We start from the raw sequence: 26,024 nt of genomic DNA on the forward strand, positions 1-26,024 counted from the left end.
GGTCTGGGCCACGATGCTCCGCGTGACCCGAGTAGAGACGGACGGACAGGAGCGGACTTTGCGCCGTTTCGTCTACTTGTTCGTCGCGCTCGCGGTAATCGTCCTCGGTTGGGCTTTGTGGAGAGTCCCCGCCGACGGGCCCCTCGAATGGCAGGGCGTGCTGCTGATCATCTACGTCGCCGCCCTACTCCTGTCTCAGATCAAAGTCCGGATCAGGTCCACCCTCCGGGGCGTCGCCCCCGGTTCAGCGGCGGTCCTGCTATGCGTGGCGTTCGGCACGCCCGCCCAGGCGATCCTGGTAGCGGCGGCCGGCACGATCACCGGCGAGGTCATCCGACGCCGGGATCCGATCAAAGCGGCGTTCAACACGTCGAAAGAAGTCCTGGCCGCGGCCGCAGCCGCCGCGGTCATGTGGGGTCTGGGGTTCGTCCCCGTGACCCTCGCCGACACCGCACCCAGCCGTGGACTCCTCGTCTCGGCACTCATCTTCATCGTCGCCGCGGTCGCGTACGCCGTCGTCGACGAGGTCGTCATCACTCCCGTGATCTCCCGCGCCAGCGGACTCACCATGCGGCAGGTGGTCACCGCCGACTGGGACATCCGCCTCGGCGTCCGGATCGGCGGCCTGATCGCCGCGTACGTCACCTACCTCGTCGTCCTGCGCAACGACTGGTTCCTGCTGGTCCTGCCGCTGTTCATCTACGCCGTCCACCTCGCCTCCGCGATGCAGCTGCGCGCCCGCAGCGAACGCGAGGCCTGGCAGCGGCTCGCCCAGGCCACCGACGAGTTCAACTCCGTCGACCTGGACGGCGTGCTGCGCACAGCGGTCACCCGCGCCGCCGACCTGTTCTCCGTCGACGGCATCGAGGTCGAGATCCGCGAACCGAGCCGGCTCGTCCGCGGCGACGCCACCGGGGTCAGCTACGACGGCCCGCCCGCCGACGCCCCCAAAGCCGACGGGCAGGCCATCCCCATCGACCTCGCCACCAACACCGACCAGGAATCGCTCGGCGAACTGCGGCTCCTCCTGCGCGGCGAGATCACCCTGTCCGAACGCGAGACCTACACGCTGTCGACGTTCGCGGCCGCACTCTGCACCGCCATCCGCAACGCCAGCACCCACGCCGAGACCAAGCGCCTCGCCGACAGCCACGCCCGCGCCGCCGCCATCGACCCGCTCACCGGCCTCGCCAACCGGCGCAAGCTCCTCGAATACTCGGCCGCGGTGCTCACCGAGACGCCGGCGCGCGGCACCACCGCGCTCCTGCTGATCGACCTCAACCACTTCAAGGAAATCAACGACACCCTCGGGCACTCCGCCGGCGACCAGGTGCTGCGCGAGATCGGCACCCGCCTCGCCGACGCCGTCCAGCCGCACGACCTGGTCGCCCGGCTCGGCGGCGACGAGTTCGCGATCCTGCTCGTGGGCCTGCCCGCGCCGGCCCTCGCCGTCTCCCGCGCCCACTCGCTCCTCGCCGCGCTCAACCCTCCGCTGGAACTGGACGGCGTGCGGCTGTCCATCGAGGCGTGCGGCGGCGTCGCCGTGGCCCCCGGCGACTGCGACATCGAGGAACTGCTGCGGCGCGCCGACGTCGCCATGTACCAGGCCAAGCGGGACGGCCAGCGGGTCGCCGTGTTCGCCCGCGCCCGCGACACCGCCGACGTCGGCACCCTCTCACTCGCCGGCGACCTCGCCCGGGCCATCGCCGAGGACGAGTTCGTCGTCAACTTCCAGCCGATCGTCGACCTCGGCAGCGGCGAGGTCATCGGCGCCGAGGCGCTCACCCGCTGGGCCCACCCGAAGCGCGGCGACCTCTCCCCCGCGCACTTCCTCGACGCCGTCGAACGCTCCGGCCAGCTCTCCGCGTTCGCCGACATCGTGCTCGACCAGGCCCTGCAGGCGGCCGCCTCGTGGCGCGAGGCCGGATTCGACCTCGTCGTCGCCGTCAACGTCTCCCCGCGCAGCCTCCTCGACCCGACGTTCCCCGACTCCGTCGCCGCCCGCCTCTCCGCGCGCGACATCCCACCCGCACAGGTCATGGTCGAACTGACCGAGACCGTCACGCTCTCCCAGCTCGAGGTCGTCGACGAGGTGCTCGGCCGGCTGCGCGAACTCGGCGTCCAGCTCGCCCTCGACGACTTCGGCACCGGCTACTCGTCGCTGGCGACCCTGGCCCGCGTACCCGTGCACGAGCTGAAGATCGACCGCAGCTTCGTCGCCGCGATGGAATCGCCGACCGAGGCCGCGGTGGTGCGTTCCACCATCGACCTCGGACGCAGCCTCGACCTGCTCGTGGTCGCCGAGGGCGTCGAGACCGACCAGCAGCGGGCCCGCCTGTGGGAGCTCGGCTGCCCCACCGCACAGGGGCACCTCTTCGCCCGCCCGGTCCGCCCCGAACGCCTCCTCCAGATGCTGCGCCGCGGCACCAACGGCCGCCCCGGCTGCCTCGCCGCCCCGCTGCACGAGGCCGGCACCGTGGTGCGGATCCCGCAGAGCCGCCGTTCCCGCAGCAACGGCAACCAGACCGCCGAGGGCTGACGTAGCGCACCGCGCGATCACCCGCTACACATATGGGATGGCGTACCGTGACCGGCCCACCGCCGGGAACGCCCTAGCCGCCCACCTCCACCCCTACACCGGCGACCCCAACGCCGTCGTGCTCGGGCTGCTGCGCGGCGGCATACCCGTCGCGGCGTGCGTCGCCGCCGTCCTGCGACTGCCGCTCGACGCCCTGTCGGTACGCAAACTCGGCGTGCCATGGGCCCCGGAGGTGGCGTTCGGCGCACTCGGCCCGGGCGGCGCCGTCGTCCTGAACGAGGAGATCGCGGCCCGCCTCGACCCGACCGCCATGCACGCCGTCCTGCGCCGCGAACGCACCGAACTGGACCGCCGCGAACGCCGCTACCGCCTCGGCCGCCCGCCACCCACCATCGACGGCCGCACCGCGATCATCGTCGACGACGGGCTCGCCACCGGCGCCACCGCCCGCGTCGCCGTCGACGTGCTGCACCGGATGGGTGCCCGCCGGGTCGTGTTCGCCGCACCGGTCGGCTCGGCCGAAGGCATCGCCCGCGTCGCCGAACGCGCCGACGAGGTGGTGTGCCCGCTGCGCCCCGCGACGTTCGACGCGGTCAGCCGCCACTACGACGACTTCCGTCAGGTCAGCGACCTCGAGATCCTGCGACACCTGGCCATACCGCACGATTGATACTTGTGGATCTGATCTGCCTCAACGGCGTGGTGCCGGCACACCTGACGTTCGCCGCCCTGGCCCGCACCCTCGGCTTCGGCGAACTCCGCGACCTGGCCGGCTACGCGCCTTCGCTACCCGAGCGCTATTCGCTGACGACGGAACTCACGACGCTGTCCTCCGCCATCGGCGCACGGCCGGCCGTCCACCTGCTCGGCTACTCCGCCGGCGCCAGCGTCGCACTCGCCTACGCCGTCCGGCACCCCGCCACCGTCGCCACCCTCACCTTGATCGAACCGCCCTGGACCGGCCTGCCCGACCCGTCCGGCTTCACCGCCCGCATGGACGAGATCATGCTGCACACCCCGCCGGAGCAACGCTGGCCGGTCTTCCACGAACTGCTCACCCGCCCCGGATCCGACATCCCCCCACCGCCCACATCACCACCGGCCTGGGCCCACGAACGAGTCGACCGCGGCGGCGACATCTGGCGCGCACTCCGCGCCACATCCCTGACACCGGCACAGATCGGCGCCTTCACCCGACCCGTCTACCTGCCGTACGCCGACGACAGCCACCCGTTCTTCGCCGACACCGCCCACACCCTCGCCGAACTCTTCCCCGCCGCACGGGTCGACGAGTACCACGGCAACCACATCCGGCCCCCACACGTCAGCGAACCGGAACGCTTCGCTACAGCATTACGAAATCTTTGGTCGCCTCATTGAGAATGCGCCAGGCCATTTCGGCTTTTCTCGGCAACGCCACGACCGCCCCCACATAAAGCAGCTCGATGATCTCCGCAGCCGGGCCACTGTTGGTGCCCACATTGAAGATCGACTTGTGCGGCCGGACCGACAGTCCGACGATCCCGTGAACGTCCAGGAAGTCGAGGAAATGGGTCAGCAAAGCCTCTCTACCACACAGGCGAAACTGGGGCCTCAGGGCCTCCGCGTTTCCCACCCTGTATGCACCGATCGAGCCATCGCCGTCAACCACGCCACGCCAGAAGTCGCGCGAGAAAAACAGCCGGGTGCTGATCTTGTCGCTGTAGCGCCCGAGCTCGAGCAACCTGTCCACGAGGTGGTCGGATCTGACCGAGAATTGGCAGGTCCGCCCCTGGTTGGAAACCGAAATTGCATGGGTCGAGCCCAGGAAATTACGAAACGACTCAAGATGTCCGTAGTCGCGAATGGCCAGCCCGATCGAGACCGAGCCCTTGTGACCGTGCCGCCGAGAGACGGATCCGTCGGTGAAGACGAACCCGGCCCAGCAGCAGGCCCGAGGATCGCTCAGGTCGTCGAAAGCATCCTCGCGGAGAGTGTGATTGACACGAGGGTCCACCCCGCGGCGATCCAGCAGACCACGAACCGACGGCTCCGCCAGTCCGAATGCCGCTGCAATGTCCGCTGGCTTCTCACCAGCTTCGAAGCGGTCGACTACCTCGCGCCGCTGTTCATCCGTCAGCTTTCCTACGCGACGTCCGGGCACCCCTCGACGGCGGAGGACATTGCGGATCGCCTGGCGGGTGACCCCGAAACGATCGGCAATGTCCTGCGTCAAATCGCCTTTGGCGGCAAGCTCAACAATCTTGTCCTGCTCCGACGAAGATAGAACGCGGCGCATTTCATCAGCTTATTGCCATGTCGACGAATCGACTGAGGTGCAGCTGCGCCGCGACCGTTATGGTATCAGTCGGACCATTTCTGTGTTTTGCTACGATGAAATCCGCTTCACCCGCTCTGGGTGATTCTTTGTCGTAATAGTCGTCGCGATGCAAAAGGATGACGACGTCGGCGTCCTGCTCGATCGAGCCCGATTCTCGAAGGTCACTCAGCTGCGGCCGCTTGTCCGTCCGCTGCTCCGGCCCACGGTTCAGCTGACTGACCGCCACGACCGGGCACTCGACCTCTTTCGCCAGCAGCTTCAACCCACGGGAAAGCTCCGCGACCTCCTGCTGCCGGCTCTCGGTCTTCTTCGGCGAGGACATCAGCTGCAGGTAGTCGACGACGATCAGCTTCAGGTCGTGCCGTTGCTTGAGCCGGCGCGCCTTGGCCCGGATCTCCATGAGGTTCATGTTGGGTGTGTCGTCGACGAAGAGGGGTGCCTCGCTGATCTCGCCCATGCGGCGGGCGAGTTTGGTCCAGTCGTCGTCGGAGAGCTGTCCGGAGCGCAGGACGTGCAGGGGGACGCGCGCCTCGGCGGAGAGCAGACGCATGACGATCTCGACCTTGCTCATTTCGAGGGAGAAGATCGCGCCAGCCATGTTGTGTTTGATCGACGCGGCTCGGACGAAGTCCATTCCCGCGGTGCTTTTACCGAGACCGGGGCGCCCCGCCACGATGATGAGCTGTCCGGGGTGCAGCCCGTTGAGCAGCCGGTCGAGGTCGGTGAATCCGGTGGGGACCCCGGTCATCACGCCGCCGGCGGCTCCGACGGCTTCGATCTCGTCGAGTGTCGGCTGGAGCATTTCGGCGAGTACCGCGAAGTCCTCGCTGACCCGCTTCTCGGTGACGTTGTAGATCTCCTGCTGGGCCAGGTCGACGATGTCGTCGACCTCGCGGTTGTCGCCGCCGTAGCCGAGTTGCACGATCTTGGTGCCGGCCTCGACGAGGCGGCGCAGGACGGCGCGTTCGGCGACGATGCGCGCGTAGTAGGAGGCGTTGGCGGCGGTGGGGACGATGTCGACGAGGTCGTAGAGGTACGGTGCGCCGCCGATCCGGGCCAGGTCGCCGGAGTCGGCGAGGGCGGCGGTGACGGTGATGGCGTCGGCCGGCTCGCCGCGGCCGTACAGCTCCAGGATCTTGTCGTAGATCGTGGCGTGTGCGGGGCGGTAGAAGTCGTGGGTGCGGACGATTTCGACGACGTCGGCGATGGCGTCCTTGCTGAGCAGCATGCCGCCGAGGACGCACTGCTCGGCGGCGATGTCCTGGGGTGGGGTGCGGTCGTAGCCGCCTCCGCCGCCGCTCTCGCGGGGTGGTGGGCCGTCGCCGGATCGGTTGCCGCCGCCGGACGGCTCTCGTCTGCCCCGCTCGCCAGGTTGTTGCGCCGCGCGGACGTCATCGGTGACCGACACCCTGGCCCCCTTCCACACGCCGCCGAGCCGCGACCTACGTTAGTACACCCGTACGACAGTTTCCCCCGTTTGCCCGCCGGCAAGCGGTCAGGCAAGCTGCTCACGGTAAGAGCAACGAGGGGCGACGATCAAACGCGACGGTGGACGCACCTCGGGACAAGCTGTGGATAAGTGCGGAGAAGCGGTGGTCAGCGGTGTGCACAGCCTGTGGACAGCCCTGTTGACACGTTCATCGCAAGGCCTCTGAGCTGGGGAAACTTTGTCCGCAGGGTGTGGACAGGAAATAGTAACCATCAGCTCAGGTGATTCGGAGCATGAGTGGCTGGTCGGCGGATGGACTTTCGGGCCCAGGCAGGCGACGCTCCGGCGGTGGACCCGTACTCAGCCGACCGTCGGCGCCATGGCAGCCGAAGGGCTGACAGGGGCCAGGTGGAGGGTCGGCGGGGTGGCGACGAGCCCATCGAGGAGCCGCCCGGTCCGGTGCCGGGTGGTTGGCCGCAGGAGCGGGATTGGCAGCCGCCGCGGCGCCACCGTTCGACCGGGGAGCAGCCGCGGCACCGCTCGACGGGTCAGACCGGTGAGATGCCCCGGCACCGTTCGACCGATGACCGGCCGTCGCCGAAGTACCCGTCGGTCTCGTCCGGGCGGGCCTCCGTGCCGCCGCCGGGTGGTCAGGCCCGCGATCCGCGTTCCTCTGACGACACGCCGACGCTGCGGCGGGGTGAGCAGTCGCGTCCGGCCCTGCCGAGCGGGCCGGCGGACACGCGGGGGCGTTCGATCTCGGACACGCCTCCGCCGCGTGGGCGTCGCGGGTACACGCCGCCCGCCGGGTTCTCGGACGAGGTGACGCCGACGAGCCGGTCGGGTGGGTACACGCCGCCGTCGGGCTTCTCCGACACCGTGACGCCGACGAGCCGTTCCGGTGGGTACACGCCGCCGTCGGGCTTCTCCGACAGTCCTACGCCGCCGCCGCGGGCGCGTTCGGAGGGCGGGCGTCGGCGTCGGGCCGAGCCGGAGGACCAGGTCGGGGGCTGGAGCTCGAGCGAGCCGTCACCGGACGCGCCGGTGTCCGAGCATGACACCGGCCGGTGGAACTCCCGCCAGGGCCGTTGGGTCCCCAAGGAGCCCACGCCGGAGCGGCCGGACTTCAGCATCGGCCGGTTCGAGGAGACCGGCGACGTGCGTGGTGGTCGTCGGCGCAGCGACCGCGTCGTCGATGACGTCGACTGGTACGAACGCACCGGCGGCGGCCACCACGCGTGGCAGCCCGAGGGTCGCGATGATCATCCGACCGGCCGTTCGACGGACTGGAGCGAGCGGTCGTTCCGTGCGGGACAGACCGATGCGGGTAGCCGGCGCGCACGCAGGTACGGCGACCCCGACGAGTCTCAGGCACCGCCGGGCCGGACGGATCCACCGGGCGCACGCGCTCCCCACGGCCCGTCGGCGACGACGGGCCGTTCTGAGTACAAGCCCCCGTCGTACCTGTCGTCGGTGCGCGACACCGACACCGGCGGCTATACCGGGTCGGAACGGGGCGGCACTCCGGGCCCGCGCCGTTACACCGACTCCTCCGACGACACCGGCTACGGCGACACCACGTCCGGCTCCACGGCCTCCGGGGTTTACGGACGCACTCCCCGCTACGGGCGTGGCCGCGACACCGACGACGTCACGTCCACGTACGGCGGGTCGCGGCGCGCGGCCGACGAGGACGGCGACGCGGAGGCCCCCCGTCGGGGCTTCGGCGATTCGGGCATCCCCCGCCAGGCGTCGCGGGGCACCACCGGCCGCTACGGAGGCACGGCGCCCAACGCGCGCACCAGCGGGACGTTCTCCCGGCCGGATGCGCGGACGAGTGGGACGTTCCCTCGGCCGGACGTGCGCACGACGGGCAGCCAGCCGCCGATCGACGCCCGCACGACCGGCGGCTTCCCCCGGCCGGATCTGAGCGACGAACTCGTCTCCGGCGCGGCGTGGAGCGGCGGCACGGCGGCCCCGGTGCGTGGTGCCCGTCCGGCGGCGCGGGCCGACGATCGCGAGGCGGCGGACCGGCGCGATTACGACGACGAACCGCCGGAGGCGGCCGCCACCAGCACGTATGCGGCCAGTGTGCTCGCGACGTTCCTCTGGTTCCTGGCGCCGGCGGCGATCTACGCGTTCTACATCTTCCAGACCGACTCGACGGTGCCGGCCACCTGTGATGTGCAGCCGTGCCAGTCGCAGCGGGACATCGCGCTGATCGGGGTCGCCGGGTTCATCCCGTGGGTGGTCGTGGCGCTGGCGCTGGGCGCGGCGACGGCGGTGGGGCTGCGCTACTTCAACGCCGGCTGGCGTGCGATGGGTACCGGCTTCGCAGCCGCTACGATCGGTAGCGGTCTCGCGACCCTGCTGAACACGTTCCTCAGCAGCTGAGGGCCCATTTCCTTAACCCGCGGGAAAGCGCGCCCAAATGCGCTGAGTCACACTCTAAAGGTTCTATAAATACAGAAAAGGCGCCGGTCGGCCCTTTGGGGGCAACCGGCGCCTTTCCGGCGTAACTCCGCGATTACTTCGCGGCAGCGACCGTCAGCGTGAACGTGGCGGTGACCTCCGGGTGCAGGCGAACCGACACCTTGTAGTCGCCGAGCGTCTTCACGGCGTTCGGCAGCTGGAGCCGCCGGCGGTCGAGCTCGGGACCGCCGGCCGACTTGACGGCGTCGACGATCTCGGCCGGGGTGACCGAACCGTAGAGGCGGCCGCCGTTGCCCGCGCGCAGCGCGAGCTTGACGGAGAGCCCTTCGAGCTGGCCCTTGACCTCGTTGGCGTGGCCGAGGTCGCGGATCTCCCGGGCACCACGGGCCCGCTTGATCACGTCGACCTGCTTCTCGGCGCCCTTGGTCCACAGGATCGCGAAGCCCTGCGGCAACAGGTAGTTGCGCCCGTAGCCGTTCTTGACCTCGACGATGTCGCCGGGGGCACCGAGGCCGTTGACCTCATGGGTGAGGATGATCTTCATTGTCCGTCCTCCCCCGTCAGCGCGCCGTCGTCGTGTACGCCAGCAGCGCCATCTCGCGGGCGTTCTTCACGGCCTTCGCGATCTGACGCTGCTGCCGCGCGCTCACCCCGGTGACCCGGCGGGCACGGATCTTGCCCCGGTCCGAGATGAACTTCCGCAGCAGCGCGGTGTCCTTGTAGTCGATGTAGGTGATGCTCTCCTTGTCGAGAGGATTCACCTTCTTCTTCGGCTTGCGCAGAACCGCAGCCTTCGCCATGTCTTACTCCTAGAAAGGTGGCTCGTCGTCGAACGAAGAGCCCGATCCGCCGCCCCCACCGGCCGGCGTGGCACTGGCCCACGGGTCGTCGGCGTACTGACCGCCACTGCCCCCGCTGTTGCCGCCGCCGCGGTTGTTGTTGAAACCGCCGCGGTTGCCACCGCCTCCACCGCCGCCGAAGCCACCGTCGCCATTGCCGCCGCCGGAACCGAAGCCGCCGCCGCCCCCACCGGAACGCTGCATCTTCTGCACCTTGGCGGTGGCGTAGCGCAACGACGGGCCGATCTCGTCGACCTCCAGCTCGATGACGGTGCGCTTCTCTCCCTGCTGGGTCTCGTAGCTGCGTTGCTTCAGCCGACCGGACACGATCACTCGTGCCCCACGCTGCAGCGACTCGGCCACGTTTTCCGCGGCCTGGCGCCACACCGTGCAGGCGAGGAACAGTGGCTCGCCGTCCTTCCACTCGTTGGTGCCCTTGTCCATGAACCGTGGCGTCGAGGCGACCCGGAACTTGGCGACTGCGGCACCGGACGGAGTGAAACGGAGCTCGGGGTCATCGGTCAGATTGCCGATGACGGTGATGGTGGTATCTCCAGCCATGATGTTCTCCTCGGGGGAGGTCGATCCTCACGGTGACCCTGCCACACGCCTACGACAGAAATCCGCGCGGCGTGCGGCGGAACGGATCGGGTATGCCGGGTCCTAGCGGACTTCCGGCCGGATGACCTTGGTACGCAGCACCGACTCGTTGAGGCGCAGCTGGCGGTCCAGCTCGGCCACTGCAGCCGGTTCGGCGTGCAGGTCGATGACGGCGTAGATACCTTCGGCCTTCTTGTTGATCTCGTACGTGAGGCGCCGGCGGCCCCACACGTCGAGCTTCTCGACCGAACCACCCGCGGTGCGGATCACGTTGAGATACGTGTCCAGCGACGGGGCTACGGTGCGCTCCTCGAGACTGCCGTCGAGGATCACCATGATTTCGTAATGACGCAAGACATTCACCTCCTCTGGTCTGAACGGCCACGGTCGGTCCGTGGCAGGAGGTCGAGCGTCGCCCCCGCAACAGTCGATCGCGCGGGGAACCGGACAAGGATAGCCGTCCGGAGTCCGGAGCCAAAAAGAGACCGCGGGGCGTGTCATCCGCTTGCTGGGTGGGACCTGGGGAGGAACGACCACACCGACGACACAGGATGACAACGCCCCGCGGAGCTTACCCAAATTGTACCTTATGCGAAGGCTATCCGAGATGACCGACGCGCAAACGCGCTGCGCACGGCCGCGACACCGACGCCCACCGTCAACACGGTGGCCACCATCGCCAACAGCCCCGACGGCCCGTTGACCGGTGCGCCCGGTGCGGCGGTGGGCACCCCCACGTCGACACCCGGCGGCGGCAGCGCGACCGTCTCGGTGTCCGTACCCGCTGCGCCGGACGCTACACCCGCCGCGGGCACCTCGGAGGCCGGTGCCCACGGATCGACCGCGGCCGACGGCGTCGCCTCACCGGCCGGTTCCGCCGCCGGTGTCGGCGCGGACTGCTGACGGGCTGCACCGCCGCCGCCACCCCGGCCGGCCGCCGGCGCGTTGGCCTGGCCACCCCCGGAACCCGCCTGCGGAGCGGGCGCCGCGGCCCGGGCGTTCGCGGCCGCCGCCGGTGCCTCCCTCGGCTCGGGCGCACTGACCGCCACGGTCGCCGTCTTGAACTCCTCCACCAGCCCGGCGTCGCATTCGAACGCCATCGTCACGCTTGCCGGCCCGCGGCTGAACGTCACCGGAACGGTCTGATTCGCGCCGACGTTGGCGACGGTGTGCCCGTCGACCCGCAGCGCGGCGCGCTGACCGAGCCGGTTGACGAAACTGACCCGGCTGTCAGCGGGGACGGTGAGCCTGCCCGTGCTGGGCTCCGAGCGGCAGACCAGCATGTTCAGCACGCTGCCGCCGCTGAACGCCACCGACGGATCGCTCGGGGCCGCGTTCGCCGCGCCGGCTGCGAGCGCCGGACCCGCGCCGAGCACCGCCGCCACGAGCAGTGCCGGCCACCTCTTTCGTGAGTACATAGCCATCCAGCGTCTTCGTTGAACTTGAGCTCCCGCACCGGCGGTACGGGTCGGTTTGAGCCAATCGGGTCAACGACGGCTGCCCACGCGCGGTGACGCCGGAATGCACGTTCCGTCGATCAATCCACGCGGACGGCGGACTGTCACACCGGAGTCGTAGGCTCCCCGCATGCGTATCGGTGCCCACGTCGACCGTGCTGACCCGCTCGCCGAGGCCGCTGCCCGCGGCGCCGAGGTGGTGCAGTTCTTCCTGGCAGACCCACAGGCGTGGGTCGCCCCGGAGGAGCGCACGGACACCGCGGCCCTGCTCGCCACCGACCTGGACGTGTTCGTCCACGCGCCGTACCGGATCAATGTCGCGACGCTCAACAACAGGATCCGCATCCCGAGCCGCAAGCACGTGGCCGACTACGCCGCGGCCGCCGCGCAAGTCGGCGCGAAGGGCCTGGTGGTGCACGGTGGGCACGTCGACAAGGGGCACGACGTCGCGGACGGGATCGCCAACTGGCGCAAGCTGTTCACCAGCGCGAAGGAGCAGTTCCCGCTGCCGATCCTGATCGAGAACACGGCCGGCGGCGACAACGCGTGCGCCCGCAAGTTCGACGCGCTGGCCCGGCTGTGGGACGCGGTGGGGGAGTTCAACGTCGGATTCTGCCTGGACACCTGCCACGCGCACGCGGGCGGCGAGGAGCTGCTCGGCATCGTGGACCGGGTCAAGGCGATCACCGGCCGGATCGACCTGATCCACGCCAACGACTCCCGCGACCCGTTCGACTCGGCGCGCGACCGGCACGACAACATCGGTGCCGGCGAGATCGACCCGGACCTGATCGTCGCCGTGATCCGGGCCGCAGGCGCGCCGGTCGTCGTGGAGACGCCGGGCGGCGCGGAGGCCCAGAAGGCCGACATCGACCTGCTCCGTGGGCGGTCGACGTGAGCGATTCGCTCACCGTGGGCCGTGGTTCAGCATCTTCCGGTGAAACGGGCGAGCTGCCGGCACGCCCGCCCCGGCAGAGCCGGCGACGGTTCCTCACGCACGAGTGGACGCTCGCGAGCATCGGCTCGGTGCTGCTGGCCGTCGTGATGACCTGGCCGGTGATGCTGCACCCGGCGAGCCGCCTGCCGTGGGACCTCGGCGACCCGGCGCTGCAGGCGTGGCAGATGGCGTGGGCCGGGCATGCGCTGCCGCGCGACCCGGTGCACGTCTTCCACTCCAACACCTTCTACCCGGAGTGGTACTCGTTCGCGTTCTCCGACACGCTCATGGGCTATGCGCCGGCGGGCCTGATCGGCAGCGGCGTCACGGCCGCGATCGTGCGGTACAACATCCTTTTCGTGCTGGCGTTCGCGCTGGCGTTCCTGGGCATGTACGCGCTGGTGCGCCAGCTCGGCGGCACCGTGGCGGGGGCCGCGCTGGCCGGGGCCGTGTTCAGCTTCGCGCCGTGGCGGTGGGCGCACGCCGGCCACCTCAACATCCTCTCCAGCGGCGGGATCGCGTTGGCGTTCGCGATGCTGGCCCGCGGGCACGGCTACTCGTTCCGCCACGGGTACCGGCCGGATCGCGCGGACGTGCGCTGGATCGTGGCGGGCTGGATCGTGGCGGCGTGGCAGCTGAGCCTGGGTTTCAGCATCGGGTTGCCGTTCGCCTACGCGCTGGTGCTGGTGATCGTGCTGGCCTTCGGCCACTGGCTGCTGTTCCCCCGCGCCGGGCGGGCCGAGTGGTGGCGCACACGCAAGGCGTTCCCCCGGCGGCTCTTGATCGCGAACGTCGGCGGCGGAGCCGTGTTCGCCCTGGTCGGGGCCCTCATGGCGCGGCCCTATCTGAAGGTCTTCGAGCAGCACCCGTACGCGCGGCGGGGAATCCCGCAGCTGGAGGAGTTCGGGCCGCCGCCGCTGGGGCTGGTGACGGCGCCGGAGGAGTCGTGGCTGTGGGCCGGGCCGCACGCCGGGATGCGCGAGAGCCTGACCGCCCAGGGCGAGATGGCCGTCTTCATGGGGTACACGGTCCTGGTGCTGGCCCTGGTCGGCCTGGTCGTGTCGACCTGGTCGCTCCGGCTGCGCGCGCTGCTGGCCGCCGGTGCGGTGATCGCCGCGGTGCTGGCGCTCGGCGTCAAGGTGCCGGGTGACGGCCGGTTCACCTACCTGCCGCTGTACAACCACCTGCCCGGGTGGGACGGCATGCGCACCCCCGGCCGCCTGATCATGTGGTCGACGGTCTGCGCCGCGGTGCTGGCGGCCGGCGCCATCGGTGCCCTGGCCGAGCGGCTGCGCGGCTTCGCGGCGCTACCAAGGCCCGCGGCCCGCCACGCCCTGCTTCTGCTGCCCGTCGCCCTGGTGCTGGTGGAGGGCGTCGGCGCGGTGCCGCACCCGTACGTGCCGAAGGCCCCGACCGCCGCGCTGCGCGCCGCCGAGCCGCCGCTGCTGATCCTGCCGTTCGACCACGTTCCCAATCAGCTCTACATGCTCTGGAGCGCCGACGGCCTGCCCAAGATGGTCAACGGCGGCAGCGGTTTCGCGCCGTCGTCGCAGTTCCATTTCAGGGACGTCGCTGCAACCTTCCCCGACGCGGGCAGCGTCCAGACTCTACGGGCGGACGGGATACGCACCCTCGTTGTCCTGCGGGACCGGGTCGCCGGCACGCCGTTCGCGCGGGTGCTGACCGCGCCGGTCCCGGTCGAGTTGGGGGTACGGCGGGTCGAGGTCGGCGACGCGGTGCTGTTCTACCTGGACTAGGCCGGGCCTCGACGGTTGAATCGACATGCTTTCTAGACGGAGCGGAGAGCCACTGTGGCCTCCGCACGATGGGGTGGGGTGAGAACGATCAGTCCCGAGGAAAAGGCCGCCGCGCCGCCTCCGGCCGACAGCATCGCGTCGATGGAGCGTCCGGTCGACGTCGTGCCGCCCCGGAAACAGAACGGCCGCACCCCCTCCGGCGCATCCGTCGAGGCGGCACCGTCGTCCACGGTCGACCCGGCTGCGACACCGGCCGCCGACGCCGCGACGGCCGGCACCACGTCCAACGGCACCGCCTCCGCCGGCGCCGCGCCCGCCGACGCCGCGACGGCCGCTGAGGCGCAGGCCGCCGGCGGGAAGCCGGCCGAGGCGACAGCTGACGCCGACGCCAAGACCACGGGAGCGAAGGCTGACGCCGCGGCCGCCGAGACGACGGCTGACGCCGACGCGAAGGCCGCCGACGGGGCCGAGACCGGGGCGAAGCCGGTCGACGAGGCCAAGGCCGGCGCGGACCTGAAAGCCGGCGGGAAGGCGACGGCAGAAGAGAAGACCGCCGACGACAAGGCGGCCGAGGCCGACTCGGTCTCGCTCACCAAGAAGAAGGCGGACCGCGGCGAGGAGTGGCGCAAGTTCGCCCCGCCGCCCGAGCGGGTCCCCGGCCGGTACGCGAAGCTCGGTGCGCGCGTGTGGGCGTTCGTGGCGCACGAGTGGACCCTCGCCGTGCTGGGCTCGTTCCTGGCCGCGGCGGTCATGACCTGGCCGACGCTGAAGAACCCCACGAAGACGCTGCCGATGGACCTCGGCGACCCGACCCTCCAGGCGTGGCAGATGGCCTGGTCCGGGCACGAACTGCCGCGCAACCCGCTCAACGTGTGGAACTCCAACACGTTCTACCCGGAGTCCAACTCCTTCGCGTTCTCCGACACGCTCATGGGCTACTTCCCGGTGGGCATGATCGGCAGCGGCTTCACGGCGGCGATCCTTCGCTACAACATCATGTTCGTCTTCGCGTTCGCGCTGGCGTTCCTCGGCGTGTACGCGCTGGTGCGCCAGCTCGGCGGCACCAAGTCGGGTGCTGCGCTGGCCGCCGCCGCGTTCGGGTTCGCGCCGTGGCGCTGGACCCAGGCGGGCCACCTGCACGTGCTGTCCAGCGGCGGGATCGCGCTGTCGCTGGCGATGCTGGCGCGCGGGCACGGCTACTCGTTCCGCCACGGGTACCGGCCGGAGAAGGCCAACTGGAAGTGGGTCGTCGCGGGCTGGGCCGTCGCGACCTGGCAGATCAGCCTCGGGTTCGGGATCGGGCTGCCGTTCGCCTACGCGTTGGCGCTCCTCGGGGTGATCGTGGTCGGCCACTGGGCGCTGGTGCCGCGGATCCGGTCGAGCTGGTGGGCCGACCGGAAGCCGTTCGCCCGGGTACTGCTCATCGCCAACCTCGGCGGCGGGCTCCTCTTCGCGCTGATCGGCGGCCTGATGGCCCGGCCGTACCTGCAGGTCGTGGAGGACCACCCCAACGCGCGCCGGGTGGTCGAGGAGGTCTCGGTCTACTCGCCGCCGAAGTGGGGCTGGCTGGTGGCACCGGTGCAGTCGCGCCTCTGGGGCGAGGAGCACGCCGGGGTGCGGGCCCTGCTGTCGGTGCCGGGCGAGATGTCGATCTTCCTCGGGTACACCGCGCTCGGGCTGGCCGCGGCCGGTCTGATCTTCTCGGTGTGGTCGTGGCGGATCCGGGCGATGCTCGCCGCGGGCACGTTCGTCAGCGGCATCCTGGCGATGGGCACGGCGGCGCCGAAGGGCGGCGACTGGTCCTACCTGATCCTCTACGACATCCTGCCGGGCTGGGACGGCATCCGGACCCCGGGCCGGCTGGTGCTGTGGACGACGCTGTGCGTGGCGGTGCTCGCCGCCGGCGCGGTGAGCGCGTTCGCCGAACGGGTGAAGGAGTTCGCCGAGGACCGGGTCCCCTACCGGCCGGGTCTGATCCTGCGCACCGCCATGGTGCTGCCGATGGTGCTGGCGCTGGCCGAGGGCGCGGCGATCATCCCGCAGCCGGAGATGCCGAAGGCACCGCTGGCGATGAAGGATCTCGAGGCGCCGTTCTTCATCCTGCCGAGCGACCAGATCAACGACGAGAACTACATGCTCTGGGGCACCGACGGCCTCAAGCCGATGGTCAACGGCGGCAGCGGCTTCACGCCGATCGGCCAGCAGCACATGCGCGACGTCTGCACCTCGTTCCCGAACCCGGAGTGCGTCGAGGTGCTGCGGGAGGCCAAGGTGAAGACGCTCGTGATCATCCGGAGCCGGGCGATCGGCGGCCCCTACGAACTGGCGGCGAGCCCCGAGGCCATGGAGGCGGCGGCCGACCTGGGCATCGTCAGCGAGGAACGCGGCGACGTGGTGATCTACAAGCTCTGACGCGACAGCGGCACACGAAACGGCCCGGCCCCCGGATGGGAGCCGGGCCGTTGTCGTCAGCGGATCAGGCCGGTACCGGTTCGGGCGCGGCCGAGGTGGCCTTGACGTCCCGCCGGTCGGGCGCCTCATCGAGCACACCCCCGTCGGGATCGTCGGCGTAGCTCTGCCGCACCACGTCCAGCTCGGGATAGCGGATCTCCCGCACCACCAGGACGACGAGCAGGATCACGGTGCCCAGTCGCAGCGTCGCCGCCAGCACGAACACCCACTCCGGGAAGACGGTCTTGCCCGACGCGCCCATGAGCTGCCCGTAGAACGCCACGAAGTACGCCACCTCGGCGAACGACCACGCGAGGAACGCGCCCCACCGCGGCCGGGCCAGCACGATGAGCGGGATCAGCCACAGCACGAACTGCTGCGACCAGACCTTGTTGAAGATCAGGAACGCCGCGACGGCGAGGAACGCCACCTGTGCCAGGCGTGGCCGGCGCGGTGCGGTGAGGATCAGCGCGCCGATAGCCACCATCGACGCGCCGATCAGCACCCAGGTGAGGGTGTTCAGCACCGGGATGTTGCGCCCCAGCCACTGGAACGGCTCCAGCCCGTACTGATCGCCGCCGCGCGGGAAGTGGTCGCCGATGTACCAGAGGGTGCCCCAGTCGATCGGGCGTTCGCGGTTGAGGTCGATGAACCGCATCCAGTTGTCGCGCCACAGCAGGGCGACGGGGACGTTGACCGCCGCGATGGCCGCCGCACCCGCACCCATCGCGATGCCGAACTCCTTCAGCTTGCCCGCGCGCACGCACAACGCCAGCAGCGGGAACGCCAGCAGCGCCGGCCACAGCTTCGCGGACGCGCCGAGCCCGATCATCACGCCGGCCCACGCCGGATACCGCTTCGCCCACAGCACGAAGCCGGCGGCGGCGAACGCGATGGCGAGCAGGTCCCAGTTGACCGTCGCCGACAGGAACAGCGCGGGGGAGAGCGCGAACAACGCCACGTCCCACGGGCGGCGCTTGCGCACGGACAGCAGCAGCCCGGCGGTGGCGACCCCGAGCGCGCCGAGCGCGAGCGCGTTGAGGTTGTAGAAGAGCTGCCCCTGGTTGAGGTCGGGGTTGTCCTGGCCGAGCGCGTGCACGCCGAGCCCGATCACGCCCATGAACGCCCCGGTCACGACCGGGTACTCGACGGGGTGGTCGCGGTAGGGCACCGCGCCGTCGGAGAGGCGTTCGGCGTAGTACAGCGCGAGCACGTCGGTGTAACACATGTACTTGTACTGCTTGAGATCGGCCCACGCGCCGTCGTTGCACGGATACTTCTGCACCCAGTGCAGCGACAGGGTCAGGCAGATCATCGCCAGCACGATCCGGCCGACCGACCAGAACCGCTGCCCCCCGAACGTCGTGCGGCCGGCCCGCGACGCGTAGTCACCGAGCGGCCCGCCGATCGCCTCGGAAAGGCCCCGGACGAATCCGTCGCTCCTCGCCGGTTCGTCCACCGGAGAGCGCAATGCGAGGGGTGCACCCGCGGGTGGGGCGCTGTCCGGCTCCGGCTGGTCGACTGATGCGGCCGTAGTCATGTGGACGATCCTGCCCTACCGACCCGGTCAGTGCGGGGCCGGTAGGGCGTGTGTCTTACGGATCAGTCGTCGTCCCGGCCGTTGCCGCCGCCGTTTCCTCCGTTGTTGCCACCGGGGTTGCCGCCGCCGGGCAGGGTGTTGTTACCGCCGCCGGGGCCACCGGGGCCACCGGGCTGGTTGCCCGGGCCGCCGGGCTGGTTACCGGGGTTGGGGTCGACCGACGGCTGCTGGCCGTCGCCCTTCTCCTGGCTGCCGGTGAACGGCGGCTCCTGGGTGAACGGCTTGCCCCAGACGGTGCGGCCCTTGTTGTACTCGGCCATGAACTTGCCGAAGAGCTTCCCACCACCGGTCGCACCGAAGAGGTCGTTGCCCTTGGAATCTTTCAGCGGCAGTTCCTCGGCCTGGTTGCCGACCCATGCCGCGACGGCGATGCCGTTGTAGTTCTTCTTCGGATCGTTGTCGCGTTTGGCCGACGTGTAGCCGACGGTCCACGAGTGGCCGTTCTCGCCGTCGTACTTGCCCTGGAGTTCCCACGTACCGGTCTTCGCGGCGACGTAGGGGACCATGTTGTTCGGGATGCCCCACTTGTCGTTTGCCTTGTTGTTGTTGGCGACCTTCTGCAGGGTCCAGTTGAGGTCGTCGAACATCTGGGGCGTGAAGCCGGCCATCGCGGTGGTCTTGATCGCCTCGGCGTAGATCCGCTGCTCGCTCTTCTTCACTTCCTTGATGAAGTGCGCCTTGGCGGCGTTGCCGCGGGCGGCCAGCGAGGCCATACCGGCGGCGTGATCGAGCACGGTGATCGGGTACTGGCCGAAGCCGATCTCGGAGCCGAACTTGTTGGACACGTCCTTGAGCTGACCGCCGTTGAGGTCGATGAACTCGCGGTTGTCGTTGAGCAGCCCGCGCACGCCGGCCGAGCGCGCCACGTCGACGACCTGAGAGATGCCGATCTTCTCGGTGAGGGCGTAGAACGGGATGTTCAACGAGAACTCGGTCGCCTGCCACAGCTGGCAGCTCTTTGGGCCGTCGGAGCAGTTGCCCTCGGAGGAGGAGTTCTTCACCGGCTTGCCACGGCCGGGGAAGGTGCGTGGCGACGTGGCGTCCCAGCGGGAGTTGAGCGAGTAGCCGTTCTTCAGGCCGCCCGCGAGCGTGTAGACCTTCATCGTCGAGCCCGCCGGGTGGTAGCCGAACTTCGACTGCTGCCCGTCGCCGAGGATCGGGTCGGTGTACGAGCCGGCGAGGTCGGCGCCGCTGCCGTTCTGGCCGCCGTAGTAGGCGAGCACGCGACCGGTGTACGGCTCGACCGCGACCAGGGCCCCGACCTGGTTCTCCTTCATGGCGTTGAGCGGGGACTCCTTGTTGGCGCGGTTGGTGTACTTCTCCGCAATGTCCTGGGCGCTCTTGTCGATCGTGGTCCAGATCTTCAGACCGCCGCCGTTGGCCTTGCTGATCTCGACCTTCGACAGGTTCTTGTCGGTCTTCTGCAGCCGGGTGAACTCGTCCATCACCTGGTGCACCACGTGACCGGTCGGCCGGTCGAGGCCGAACTGCTGCTTGAACGCGTCGTCGTTGGAGTTGACCTTGACCGGCGTCGGCATCTGCATGTCGGCCTTGACTTCGTACTTGTCGCCGCCGTGCTTGTTGAGTTCCGGCTTGATCGCGATCATCGCGTTGCGGTTGGCCGTCCAGCGGGCCAGCGCCTGCTCGGGGTCGACGTTCGGGTCGAACGGGCTACCGGTGATCTTGCCGTCCTTGCTCCGGCCGCCGTTCGGGTTCTTGATCAGGCCGGCCAGGAGCAGGCTCTCCTCGACGGTCAGGTCGGCGGCGCTCTTCTTGAAGTACGCCTGCGCCGCCGCCTCCACCCCGTAGGCACCACGCCCGAACGGCACGGTGTTGAGGTAGTTGCTGAGGATCTGGTCCTTGGTGAGCTTGTCGTTGAGCTTCATCGCGATGGCCGCTTCTTCGATCTTGCGGCTGTACGTCGCGCCCTCGAGGTCGGCCACAGCGCGCGCGTACTGCTGGGTGATCGTCGAGGCGCCCTGCGTCTCGCCGCCCTTGGTGTTGTTCCAGAAGGCGCGGACGATGCCCTTGAAGTCGACGCCGTCGTTGGTGTAGAAGCTCCGGTCCTCCGTCGCGACGACCGCGTGCTGCATCTGGATCGCGATCTTCTCCAGCGGCACGATGGTCCGGTTCTCGGAACCGATCTTCGCCATCTGGGTGCCGTCGGAGTAGTAGATGAACGTCGACTCGCCGCCGAGCTTGATCTGGTCCGGCGGGGCGATGCTGGCGAAGACGTAGGTACCGCCGACGAGGCTGGTGCCGGCCATCATGATGACCACCGCGATGGCCGCGATGATCCAGTTGCGGCGGCGCGCCTTCTTCGAACGGGTGCGCCGATTGGCGTTTCCGCGGCCGCCGGCTCCACCCCGGCCCGGACCGGTGCCGCCGGGGCCCCCGGGGCCGCCCGGCCCGTCGGGGGAGTCGACGGGGACGCCGCCGATGTTGACCCCGCCGACCGAGGCGCGACCCGCAGGCGGACGCGCCCGCCCGACGGTGGCCCGCCCGGTGGTCTGACCCACCGACGCGGAACCCACGGAGGCCGAACCGACGGACGCGCGACCCGCCGGGGGACGGGCCCCACCGGTGGGCGACGAGACCGGCACCGAGGCGCGCGCGGCGGCACGCCCGGCCGACGGTGGTGGCGAACCCGCTGACGGCAGACCGGCCGAGCCGACCGATGCCGAACCCACGGAGGCGGACCCGACCGATGCCGAACCGGACGCCCGGACGGGCCGGGGGGCCGGGTGTGGACCGGGTGCGGCTCCTGCCTGACCGGCTTCGCCGGGGGTGAGCGGATCGCCGTAATTCATTTGTCCCACCTTGCCGGTCGCGATGGTATTTCGTCCACCATCGCCCAGTTGTCGTGAGGCATCCCACCGCGCCGAACAGTGCCGGCGGCAGCGTGAAGATGACTGGAAAGTACTGCGCTCATTCGGCGACCCCGGCGCGGCGTGCAGTGCCCGGCTCCGGGATCATCCCGTCCCGCCCGAGCAGGAACTGCTCGACGAGATGGTTCCACCCGCAGCCGCGGCACACCTCCACCACGTACACCTGCACCTCACGGAACGTCATCGCAAGGGTCGACAATTCGGCCCTTTTGCGCGCCTGTCCCGCCGAGGTCTTGAGCTCGTCCCCGTAGATGTAATGCACGAGGGTGACGTGCTCGCGCCGGCATACCGGACACCGGATCTCCGTGGCCTCGCCGTGGAAGCGGGCCGCGTTTCGTAGGTACGGCGAGGCATCGCACACCTCATGGGTGCCGATGCGGCCCGAATAGAGCTCACGCAGCAGCGCACGACGCCGGAGGGCGTAGTCGACAATCTGGCGTTGCGTGCGCACGGACCCGAGGGTACGCGGAGATGGCCATTAGGGCGACCGCCGTTACCCTGTGTGCCTTTCTCGCGACTAACCCTCCTCGGAGATGTGATGTAGGCGCCCTTGCCCCCCGCTTGCGGACCGGATCTAGCACAGCTAGTTTCCGATGTATCGGCTCGATACATCGGGCGGACGGACTCCGGATGGACGGGAGGTGTCGGGCATGCTCGAGCTCGCTGTCCTCGGCCTTCTGCACGAGGGGCCGATGCACGGCTACGAGCTTCGCAAGCAGCTCGCTACCAAGCTCGGCGCCATCCGGGCGGCGATCAGCTACGGGTCGCTCTACCCCACGCTGCGCCGACTCCAGGCCGCCGGCTGGATCACGGAGGAGAGCGGCGCCAAGCCCGGCGCCGAGGCACCTCCGCTGACCAGCAAGCGGGGCCGGGTGGTGTACAAGATCACCGCCGAGGGCAAGGAACGCTTCCAGGAGCTGCTCGGCAACGCCGGACCGGAGACCTACGAGGATCCGAGCTTCGGCGTGCACTTCGCCTTCTTCTCCCGGACCGACCAGGCGACGCGGCTACGCATCCTCGAGGGGCGGCGGCGCAGGGTCGAGGAACGCCGGGAGGGGCTCCGCGACGCGCTCGGCCGGGCGGCGGAGCGGCTGGACGCGTACACCCTCGAGCTTCAACGACACGGCCTCGACGCCTGCGAGCGCGAGGTGCGGTGGCTGGAGGAGCTGATCGCGCACGAGAGGTCCGGGAAGCCGCCGGACGTCACACCCCCCACGAGCCGATGACTGCTGTCCCTCGCCGACTCTCATCCGGAGCGGTCGAACTCTCTTTGAACCAGATAGAAGGAGGCATCTCGATGGGCTCCGTCCGCGTTGCCATCGTCGGTGTCGGGAACTGCGCGTCGTCCCTGGTCCAGGGCGTCGAGTACTACCGCGACGCCAACCCGGCCGATCGGGTACCCGGCCTGATGCACGTCAAGTTCGGCGACTACCACGTCGCGGACGTCGAGTTCGTCGCCGCGTTCGACGTGGATGCCAAGAAGGTCGGGCGCGATCTGGCCGAGGCCATCGTGGCCAGCGAGAACAACACGATCAAGATCAGCGACGTCCCGCCGACCGGCGTGACCGTGCAGCGCGGGCCGACGTTCGACGGCCTGGGGCAGTACTACCGCGAGATCGTGGAAGAGTCGGACGAGCCGGCCGTCGACGTGGCCGCCGCGCTGCGCGAGGCCCGCGCCGACGTCGTCGTCTGCTACCTGCCGGTGGGCTCCGAGGAGGCCGCCAAGCACTACGCGCAGGCCGCCATCGACGCCAACGTCGCGTTCGTCAACGCGCTGCCGGTCTTCATCGCCTCCGACCCGGTGTGGGCGCAGAAGTTCACCGACGCCGGTGTGCCGATCGTCGGCGACGACATCAAGAGCCAGGTCGGTGCCACGATCGTGCACCGGGCGCTGGCGAAGCTGTTCGAGGACCGCGGGGTCGAGCTGCTGCGCACTTACCAGCTCAACTTCGGCGGCAACATGGACTTCATGAACATGCTGGAGCGCACCCGCCTGGTCTCGAAGAAGATCTCGAAGACCCAGTCGGTCACGTCGCAGATCCCGCACGAGATGACCAAGGGCGACGTGCACATCGGCCCGTCGGACCACGTGCCGTGGCTCGACGACCGCAAGTGGGCGTACATCCGCCTGGAGGGCAAGGCGTTCGGCGACGTTCCGCTCAACGCGGAGCTGAAGCTCGAGGTCTGGGACTCGCCCAACTCGGCCGGCGTGATCATCGACGCCTGCCGCGCCGCGAAGATCGCCAAGGACCGCGGCATCGGCGGCCCGATCCTCTCGGCGTCGTCGTACTTCATGAAGTCCCCGCCGGTGCAGTACTCCGACCACGACGCGCACGAGTCGGTGGAGAACTTCATCGCGGGCAGCATCGAGCGCTAGATCTCCTCGCGCGAGGGAGGCCGGGTCCGTCGGGACCCGGCCTTCTTTTGGGTGGAACGGGCAAGGCGGCGCAGCCGCAAACGGACACACGGACCTGCCGGGCCGAGGACGGCGTATATGTAGGAGAGCGCGGCGGCGACGGCTCGCACCCACGCGGGCCCGCACGCCGTATCGGACTGGGGAAGCCTGTGGCGCGAGCCGGACGGACGAGTCGTGGTGAAACGCGGGACCGGCGTGCCGACCGGCCCGTGCACCGAGCCGTTCGGCGGGTACCGGGTCGGGGTAAGCCGTCTGCTGTGCGTGGAGGAACGGCGGCTCACCCTCAGGAACTTCGGCGACGCGCGGAGCACGGTGCTCGGCCGCGCTCAGCCGAACGCCCGCTCGATCCCGACCCGCGCCTCCAGTTCCAGCAGGAACACCTTGCGCGGCAGGCCGCCGCCGAAGCCGACCAGTTTTCCGCCGGCGCCCACCACCCGGTGACACGGCACGATGATCGGCAACGGGTTGTGGTTGCACGCGGTGCCGACCGCACGCGCCGCCCCGGGGTCACCCAACGCGTGGGCGATGTCGCCGTAGGTGCGCATGCCCGCGTAGTCGATCGTCGCGATCTGCTCCCAGACCGCCCGTTCGAACACGCTGCCGACGCGCACGGAGGTCGGCAGGTCGAACTCAGTCCGTTCCCCGGAGAAGTATTGGCTTATCTGCTCGAGCGCGGCGCGGAGCAACGGCGCGTCGGAGAACGACCGCGACGGCGGCGGCGGACCGAACCGGACGGAGCACACGCCGGTCTCGTCGACCGCGACGCCGATGTCACCGATCGGGGTATCGACGCAATTCCACTCCAGCACCGCCACCCGTCCATCCTGCCTCGGCCGAAGCCCTCAGAACGCCCCGGCGACGACCGAACGGGACGGACATGACGGCGTGCGGAGAACCGGTGCGTCCGGACCGACGAGCACCCGCGCGCCATTCCGTGACTACCCTCAGAGGGGTGCCCTCCCCGAGCCACGGCTTGAAACCCGGCGTCGACGACCGCTCCCACAACGTGGTCGCGGTGCTCCGGCAACGGGGCTTCCGGCGCCTGCTCGGGGTGCGCCTCACCAGCCACGTCGCCGACGGGTGGTTCCAGGCGGGGCTGGCCGGCAGCGTCCTGTTCAACCCCGAGAAGGGGGCCAGCAGCGCACTGGCCATCGCGCTCGGCTTCGCCGTCCTGCTCGTGCCGTATTCGCTGGTCGGCCCCTATGTCGGGGTGTTCCTCGACCGGTGGAGCCGGCGGCAGATCCTGTACGTGGCCAACCTGCTGCGCGCCGCGCTCGCGCTGCCCGCCGCCGCGCTGATCTTCTCCGGCACCGAGGGGCTGCCGTTCCTGGTGCTGGCGTTCCTGATCATCGGGATCAACCGGTTCTTCATCGCCGGCATCTCCGCCGCCATCCCGCACGTGGTCGACGACCGGCGCCTCGTGACGGCCAACGCGTTCGCCAGCACGCTCGGGTCGATCTGCTTCTCGGTCGGCCTCGGCAGCGCCGTCGCCGGACTCAACCGGCTCTTCGAGGCGAGCTTCCACGGCTACGGGCTCATCGCCTCGCTGGCCGCCGTCGGATACACCGCCTCGGCCCTGATGGCGCGCTACTTCTTCACCCGCGACGCGCTCGGCCCCGACGACACCCCCGAACTCGACTGGCGCACCGCCCTCGCCGACTCCGGGCGGGGCATGGTCGCCGGCGTGCGGCACCTCACCGCGCAGCGCGGTGCGGCGTTCGCGCTGGCGGCGCAGTCGGGGCAGCGGGTGCTCTTCGGCGTGCTGACCATGACGATGCTGCTGCTGTTCCGGGGGCCGTTCGCCGGCGGGGACGACGTCACCGGCTCCATCCCGGGGCTCGCGGCGGTCGGCGCCGCCATCGGGCTGGGCGTCTTCGCCGCCTCGCTGCTGACCCCGCCGGTCGCGCGCCGCATCGGCGGCTGGCGCTGGCTCACCCTGGTGCTCGCGCTCGAGGGGCTGGCCGTCGGGGTGCTCGGGCCGTCGTTCGACCTGGCGTTGCTGGGCGTGGCGGTGTTCATGGTGGGGCTGGCCGGGCAGGGCGTGAAGATCGTCGTCGACACCGACCTGCAGCACGAGTGCGCCGACGACTTCCGGGGCCGGGTGTTCAGCCTCAGCGACACGGCGTTCAACGTGTCGTACGTGTTCGGGCTGCTGCTGGCCGCGCTGGTGCTGCCGCCGGACGGGGAGTCGGTCGGGGTGCTGCTGACGGTGGCGTTCGGGTTCGTCGCCGTGGCGATCTGGTACGCCGCGACCGGCGGCCGGTGGGCCCAGCGGGTCGGCGACGACATCCGGCTGCCCGAGGACGAGGCCGCCGACCGGGTCCGCCGTGAACTCGCCCGGTCGGGTCGGCATTAGTC

General features: G+C 70.0%; 21 protein-coding genes. 10 read left to right on the plus strand and 11 right to left on the minus strand.

Annotation, left to right across the window (positions count from 1 at the left end):
* Positions 1 to 22: 22 nt before the first annotated feature.
* From Val02_RS38295 to Val02_RS38305, 3 genes are read left to right on the plus strand one after another with little or no spacing between them, the layout of a single operon-like run.
* Positions 23 to 2,539, plus strand: a complete 2,517-nt coding sequence (locus tag Val02_RS38295; protein WP_373318010.1) for a putative bifunctional diguanylate cyclase/phosphodiesterase — start codon at positions 23 to 25, stop codon at positions 2,537 to 2,539.
* Positions 2,540 to 2,576: 37 nt separating this feature from the next.
* Positions 2,577 to 3,209 carry a phosphoribosyltransferase gene (locus Val02_RS38300; protein WP_203904214.1) on the plus strand — a complete coding sequence of 211 codons (633 nt, stop codon included), beginning with the start codon at positions 2,577 to 2,579 and terminating at the stop codon, positions 3,207 to 3,209.
* A gap of 5 nt (positions 3,210 to 3,214) precedes the next feature.
* Entirely contained in the window at positions 3,215 to 3,919 is a 705-nt protein-coding gene (locus tag Val02_RS38305) for an alpha/beta fold hydrolase (RefSeq protein WP_203904215.1), read from the plus strand.
* Here the strand turns inward: Val02_RS38305 and Val02_RS38310 are convergent.
* Together Val02_RS38310 and dnaB are read right to left on the minus strand one after the other, a co-directional pair.
* Positions 3,885 to 4,817, minus strand: coding sequence for a helix-turn-helix domain-containing protein (locus tag Val02_RS38310; protein ID WP_203904216.1), 933 nt, complete (start codon positions 4,815 to 4,817; stop codon positions 3,885 to 3,887). The genes Val02_RS38305 and Val02_RS38310 overlap by 35 nt on opposite strands.
* A gap of 4 nt (positions 4,818 to 4,821) precedes the next feature.
* A complete protein-coding gene (dnaB, locus tag Val02_RS38315) occupies positions 4,822 to 6,267 on the minus strand; it encodes a replicative DNA helicase (protein WP_203904217.1) in 1,446 nt (481 codons plus the stop codon).
* 429 nt (positions 6,268 to 6,696) lie between these two features.
* Between dnaB and Val02_RS38320 the strand changes: the two genes are divergently transcribed.
* Positions 6,697 to 8,682, plus strand: a complete 1,986-nt coding sequence (locus tag Val02_RS38320) for a hypothetical protein (RefSeq protein WP_203904218.1) — start codon at positions 6,697 to 6,699, stop codon at positions 8,680 to 8,682.
* A 133-nt stretch (positions 8,683 to 8,815) separates the two neighbouring features.
* Here Val02_RS38320 and rplI read toward each other — a convergent pair whose 3' ends face one another.
* The 5 genes from rplI to Val02_RS48395 form a co-directional block, all read right to left on the minus strand.
* Complete coding sequence (rplI, locus tag Val02_RS38325; RefSeq protein ID WP_203904219.1) at positions 8,816 to 9,265, minus strand: 50S ribosomal protein L9; 450 nt, start codon at positions 9,263 to 9,265, stop codon at positions 8,816 to 8,818.
* Between the two features lie 16 nt (positions 9,266 to 9,281).
* Positions 9,282 to 9,521, minus strand: a complete 240-nt coding sequence (gene rpsR, locus Val02_RS38330) for a 30S ribosomal protein S18 (protein ID WP_203904220.1) — start codon at positions 9,519 to 9,521, stop codon at positions 9,282 to 9,284.
* A 9-nt stretch (positions 9,522 to 9,530) separates the two neighbouring features.
* On the minus strand, positions 9,531 to 10,121 hold the full coding sequence (locus Val02_RS38335) for a single-stranded DNA-binding protein (protein ID WP_203904221.1): 591 nt from the start codon (positions 10,119 to 10,121) through the stop codon (positions 9,531 to 9,533).
* A gap of 102 nt (positions 10,122 to 10,223) precedes the next feature.
* The gene (rpsF, locus tag Val02_RS38340) at positions 10,224 to 10,514 is read right to left on the minus strand and encodes a 30S ribosomal protein S6 (RefSeq protein ID WP_203904222.1); all 291 of its coding nucleotides are present in this window, start codon (positions 10,512 to 10,514) and stop codon (positions 10,224 to 10,226) included.
* 233 nt (positions 10,515 to 10,747) lie between these two features.
* Positions 10,748 to 11,578: a hypothetical protein gene (locus Val02_RS48395; RefSeq protein WP_275415652.1), complete on the minus strand. Its 831-nt coding sequence runs from the start codon at positions 11,576 to 11,578 to the stop codon at positions 10,748 to 10,750.
* Positions 11,579 to 11,747: 169 nt separating this feature from the next.
* On the opposite strand from Val02_RS48395, the gene Val02_RS38355 reads away from it, so the two are divergent.
* The 3 genes from Val02_RS38355 (at position 11,748) to Val02_RS38365 (ending at position 16,723) form a co-directional block, all read left to right on the plus strand.
* Entirely contained in the window at positions 11,748 to 12,515 is a 768-nt protein-coding gene (locus Val02_RS38355; RefSeq protein ID WP_203904225.1) for a deoxyribonuclease IV, read from the plus strand.
* Positions 12,512 to 14,311, plus strand: coding sequence for a hypothetical protein (locus Val02_RS38360; protein ID WP_203904226.1), 1,800 nt, complete (start codon positions 12,512 to 12,514; stop codon positions 14,309 to 14,311). Before Val02_RS38355 ends, Val02_RS38360 begins: the two co-directional genes overlap by 4 nt.
* 78 nt (positions 14,312 to 14,389) lie before the next feature.
* Positions 14,390 to 16,723 carry a cell envelope integrity TolA family protein gene (locus Val02_RS38365; protein ID WP_203904227.1) on the plus strand — a complete coding sequence of 778 codons (2,334 nt, stop codon included), beginning with the start codon at positions 14,390 to 14,392 and terminating at the stop codon, positions 16,721 to 16,723.
* Positions 16,724 to 16,787: 64 nt separating this feature from the next.
* Here the strand turns inward: Val02_RS38365 and Val02_RS38370 are convergent, their stop codons facing one another.
* The 3 genes from Val02_RS38370 to Val02_RS38380 form a co-directional block, all read right to left on the minus strand.
* Positions 16,788 to 18,302 (minus strand): glycosyltransferase family 87 protein, encoded by a 1,515-nt coding sequence (locus tag Val02_RS38370; RefSeq protein ID WP_203904228.1) that lies wholly within the window; start codon positions 18,300 to 18,302, stop codon positions 16,788 to 16,790.
* Positions 18,303 to 18,364: 62 nt separating this feature from the next.
* Positions 18,365 to 20,881 (minus strand): transglycosylase domain-containing protein, encoded by a 2,517-nt coding sequence (locus Val02_RS38375; protein ID WP_203904229.1) that lies wholly within the window; start codon positions 20,879 to 20,881, stop codon positions 18,365 to 18,367.
* 409 nt (positions 20,882 to 21,290) lie between these two features.
* Positions 21,291 to 21,701 (minus strand): DUF5318 family protein, encoded by a 411-nt coding sequence (locus Val02_RS38380; RefSeq protein WP_203904230.1) that lies wholly within the window; start codon positions 21,699 to 21,701, stop codon positions 21,291 to 21,293.
* 199 nt (positions 21,702 to 21,900) lie between these two features.
* On the opposite strand from Val02_RS38380, the gene Val02_RS38385 reads away from it, so the two are divergent.
* Together Val02_RS38385 and Val02_RS38390 are read left to right on the plus strand one after the other, a co-directional pair.
* Positions 21,901 to 22,476 (plus strand): PadR family transcriptional regulator, encoded by a 576-nt coding sequence (locus Val02_RS38385; protein ID WP_203904231.1) that lies wholly within the window; start codon positions 21,901 to 21,903, stop codon positions 22,474 to 22,476.
* A 71-nt stretch (positions 22,477 to 22,547) separates the two neighbouring features.
* On the plus strand, positions 22,548 to 23,627 hold the full coding sequence (locus tag Val02_RS38390; RefSeq protein WP_203904232.1) for an inositol-3-phosphate synthase: 1,080 nt from the start codon (positions 22,548 to 22,550) through the stop codon (positions 23,625 to 23,627).
* Between the two features lie 365 nt (positions 23,628 to 23,992).
* Here the strand turns inward: Val02_RS38390 and Val02_RS38395 are convergent, their stop codons facing one another.
* Positions 23,993 to 24,481, minus strand: coding sequence for a methylated-DNA--[protein]-cysteine S-methyltransferase (locus Val02_RS38395; protein WP_373318011.1), 489 nt, complete (start codon positions 24,479 to 24,481; stop codon positions 23,993 to 23,995).
* Between the two features lie 137 nt (positions 24,482 to 24,618).
* On the opposite strand from Val02_RS38395, the gene Val02_RS38400 reads away from it, so the two are divergent.
* Positions 24,619 to 26,022, plus strand: coding sequence for an MFS transporter (locus tag Val02_RS38400; RefSeq protein WP_203904233.1), 1,404 nt, complete (start codon positions 24,619 to 24,621; stop codon positions 26,020 to 26,022).
* Positions 26,023 to 26,024 lie beyond the last annotated feature (2 nt).

Origin of the sequence: Virgisporangium aliadipatigenens, assembly GCF_016863615.1 — a bacterium.
In the GTDB taxonomy this organism is placed as follows: domain Bacteria; phylum Actinomycetota; class Actinomycetes; order Mycobacteriales; family Micromonosporaceae; genus Virgisporangium; species Virgisporangium aliadipatigenens.

Coding starts and splice junctions, on each gene's coding strand:
- Val02_RS38335 (WP_203904221.1), bottom strand. CDS start 10,121: ATGGCTGGAGATACCACCATCACCGTCATCGGCAATCTGACCGATGAC.
- rplI (WP_203904219.1), bottom strand. CDS start 9,265: ATGAAGATCATCCTCACCCATGAGGTCAACGGCCTCGGTGCCCCCGGC.
- Val02_RS38390 (WP_203904232.1), top strand. CDS start 22,548: ATGGGCTCCGTCCGCGTTGCCATCGTCGGTGTCGGGAACTGCGCGTCG.
- Val02_RS38355 (WP_203904225.1), top strand. CDS start 11,748: ATGCGTATCGGTGCCCACGTCGACCGTGCTGACCCGCTCGCCGAGGCC.
- Val02_RS38385 (WP_203904231.1), top strand. CDS start 21,901: ATGCTCGAGCTCGCTGTCCTCGGCCTTCTGCACGAGGGGCCGATGCAC.
- rpsR (WP_203904220.1), bottom strand. CDS start 9,521: ATGGCGAAGGCTGCGGTTCTGCGCAAGCCGAAGAAGAAGGTGAATCCT.
- Val02_RS48395 (WP_275415652.1), bottom strand. CDS start 11,578: ATGTACTCACGAAAGAGGTGGCCGGCACTGCTCGTGGCGGCGGTGCTC.
- Val02_RS38310 (WP_203904216.1), bottom strand. CDS start 4,817: ATGCGCCGCGTTCTATCTTCGTCGGAGCAGGACAAGATTGTTGAGCTT.
- Val02_RS38300 (WP_203904214.1), top strand. CDS start 2,577: ATGGCGTACCGTGACCGGCCCACCGCCGGGAACGCCCTAGCCGCCCAC.
- Val02_RS38370 (WP_203904228.1), bottom strand. CDS start 18,302: ATGACTACGGCCGCATCAGTCGACCAGCCGGAGCCGGACAGCGCCCCA.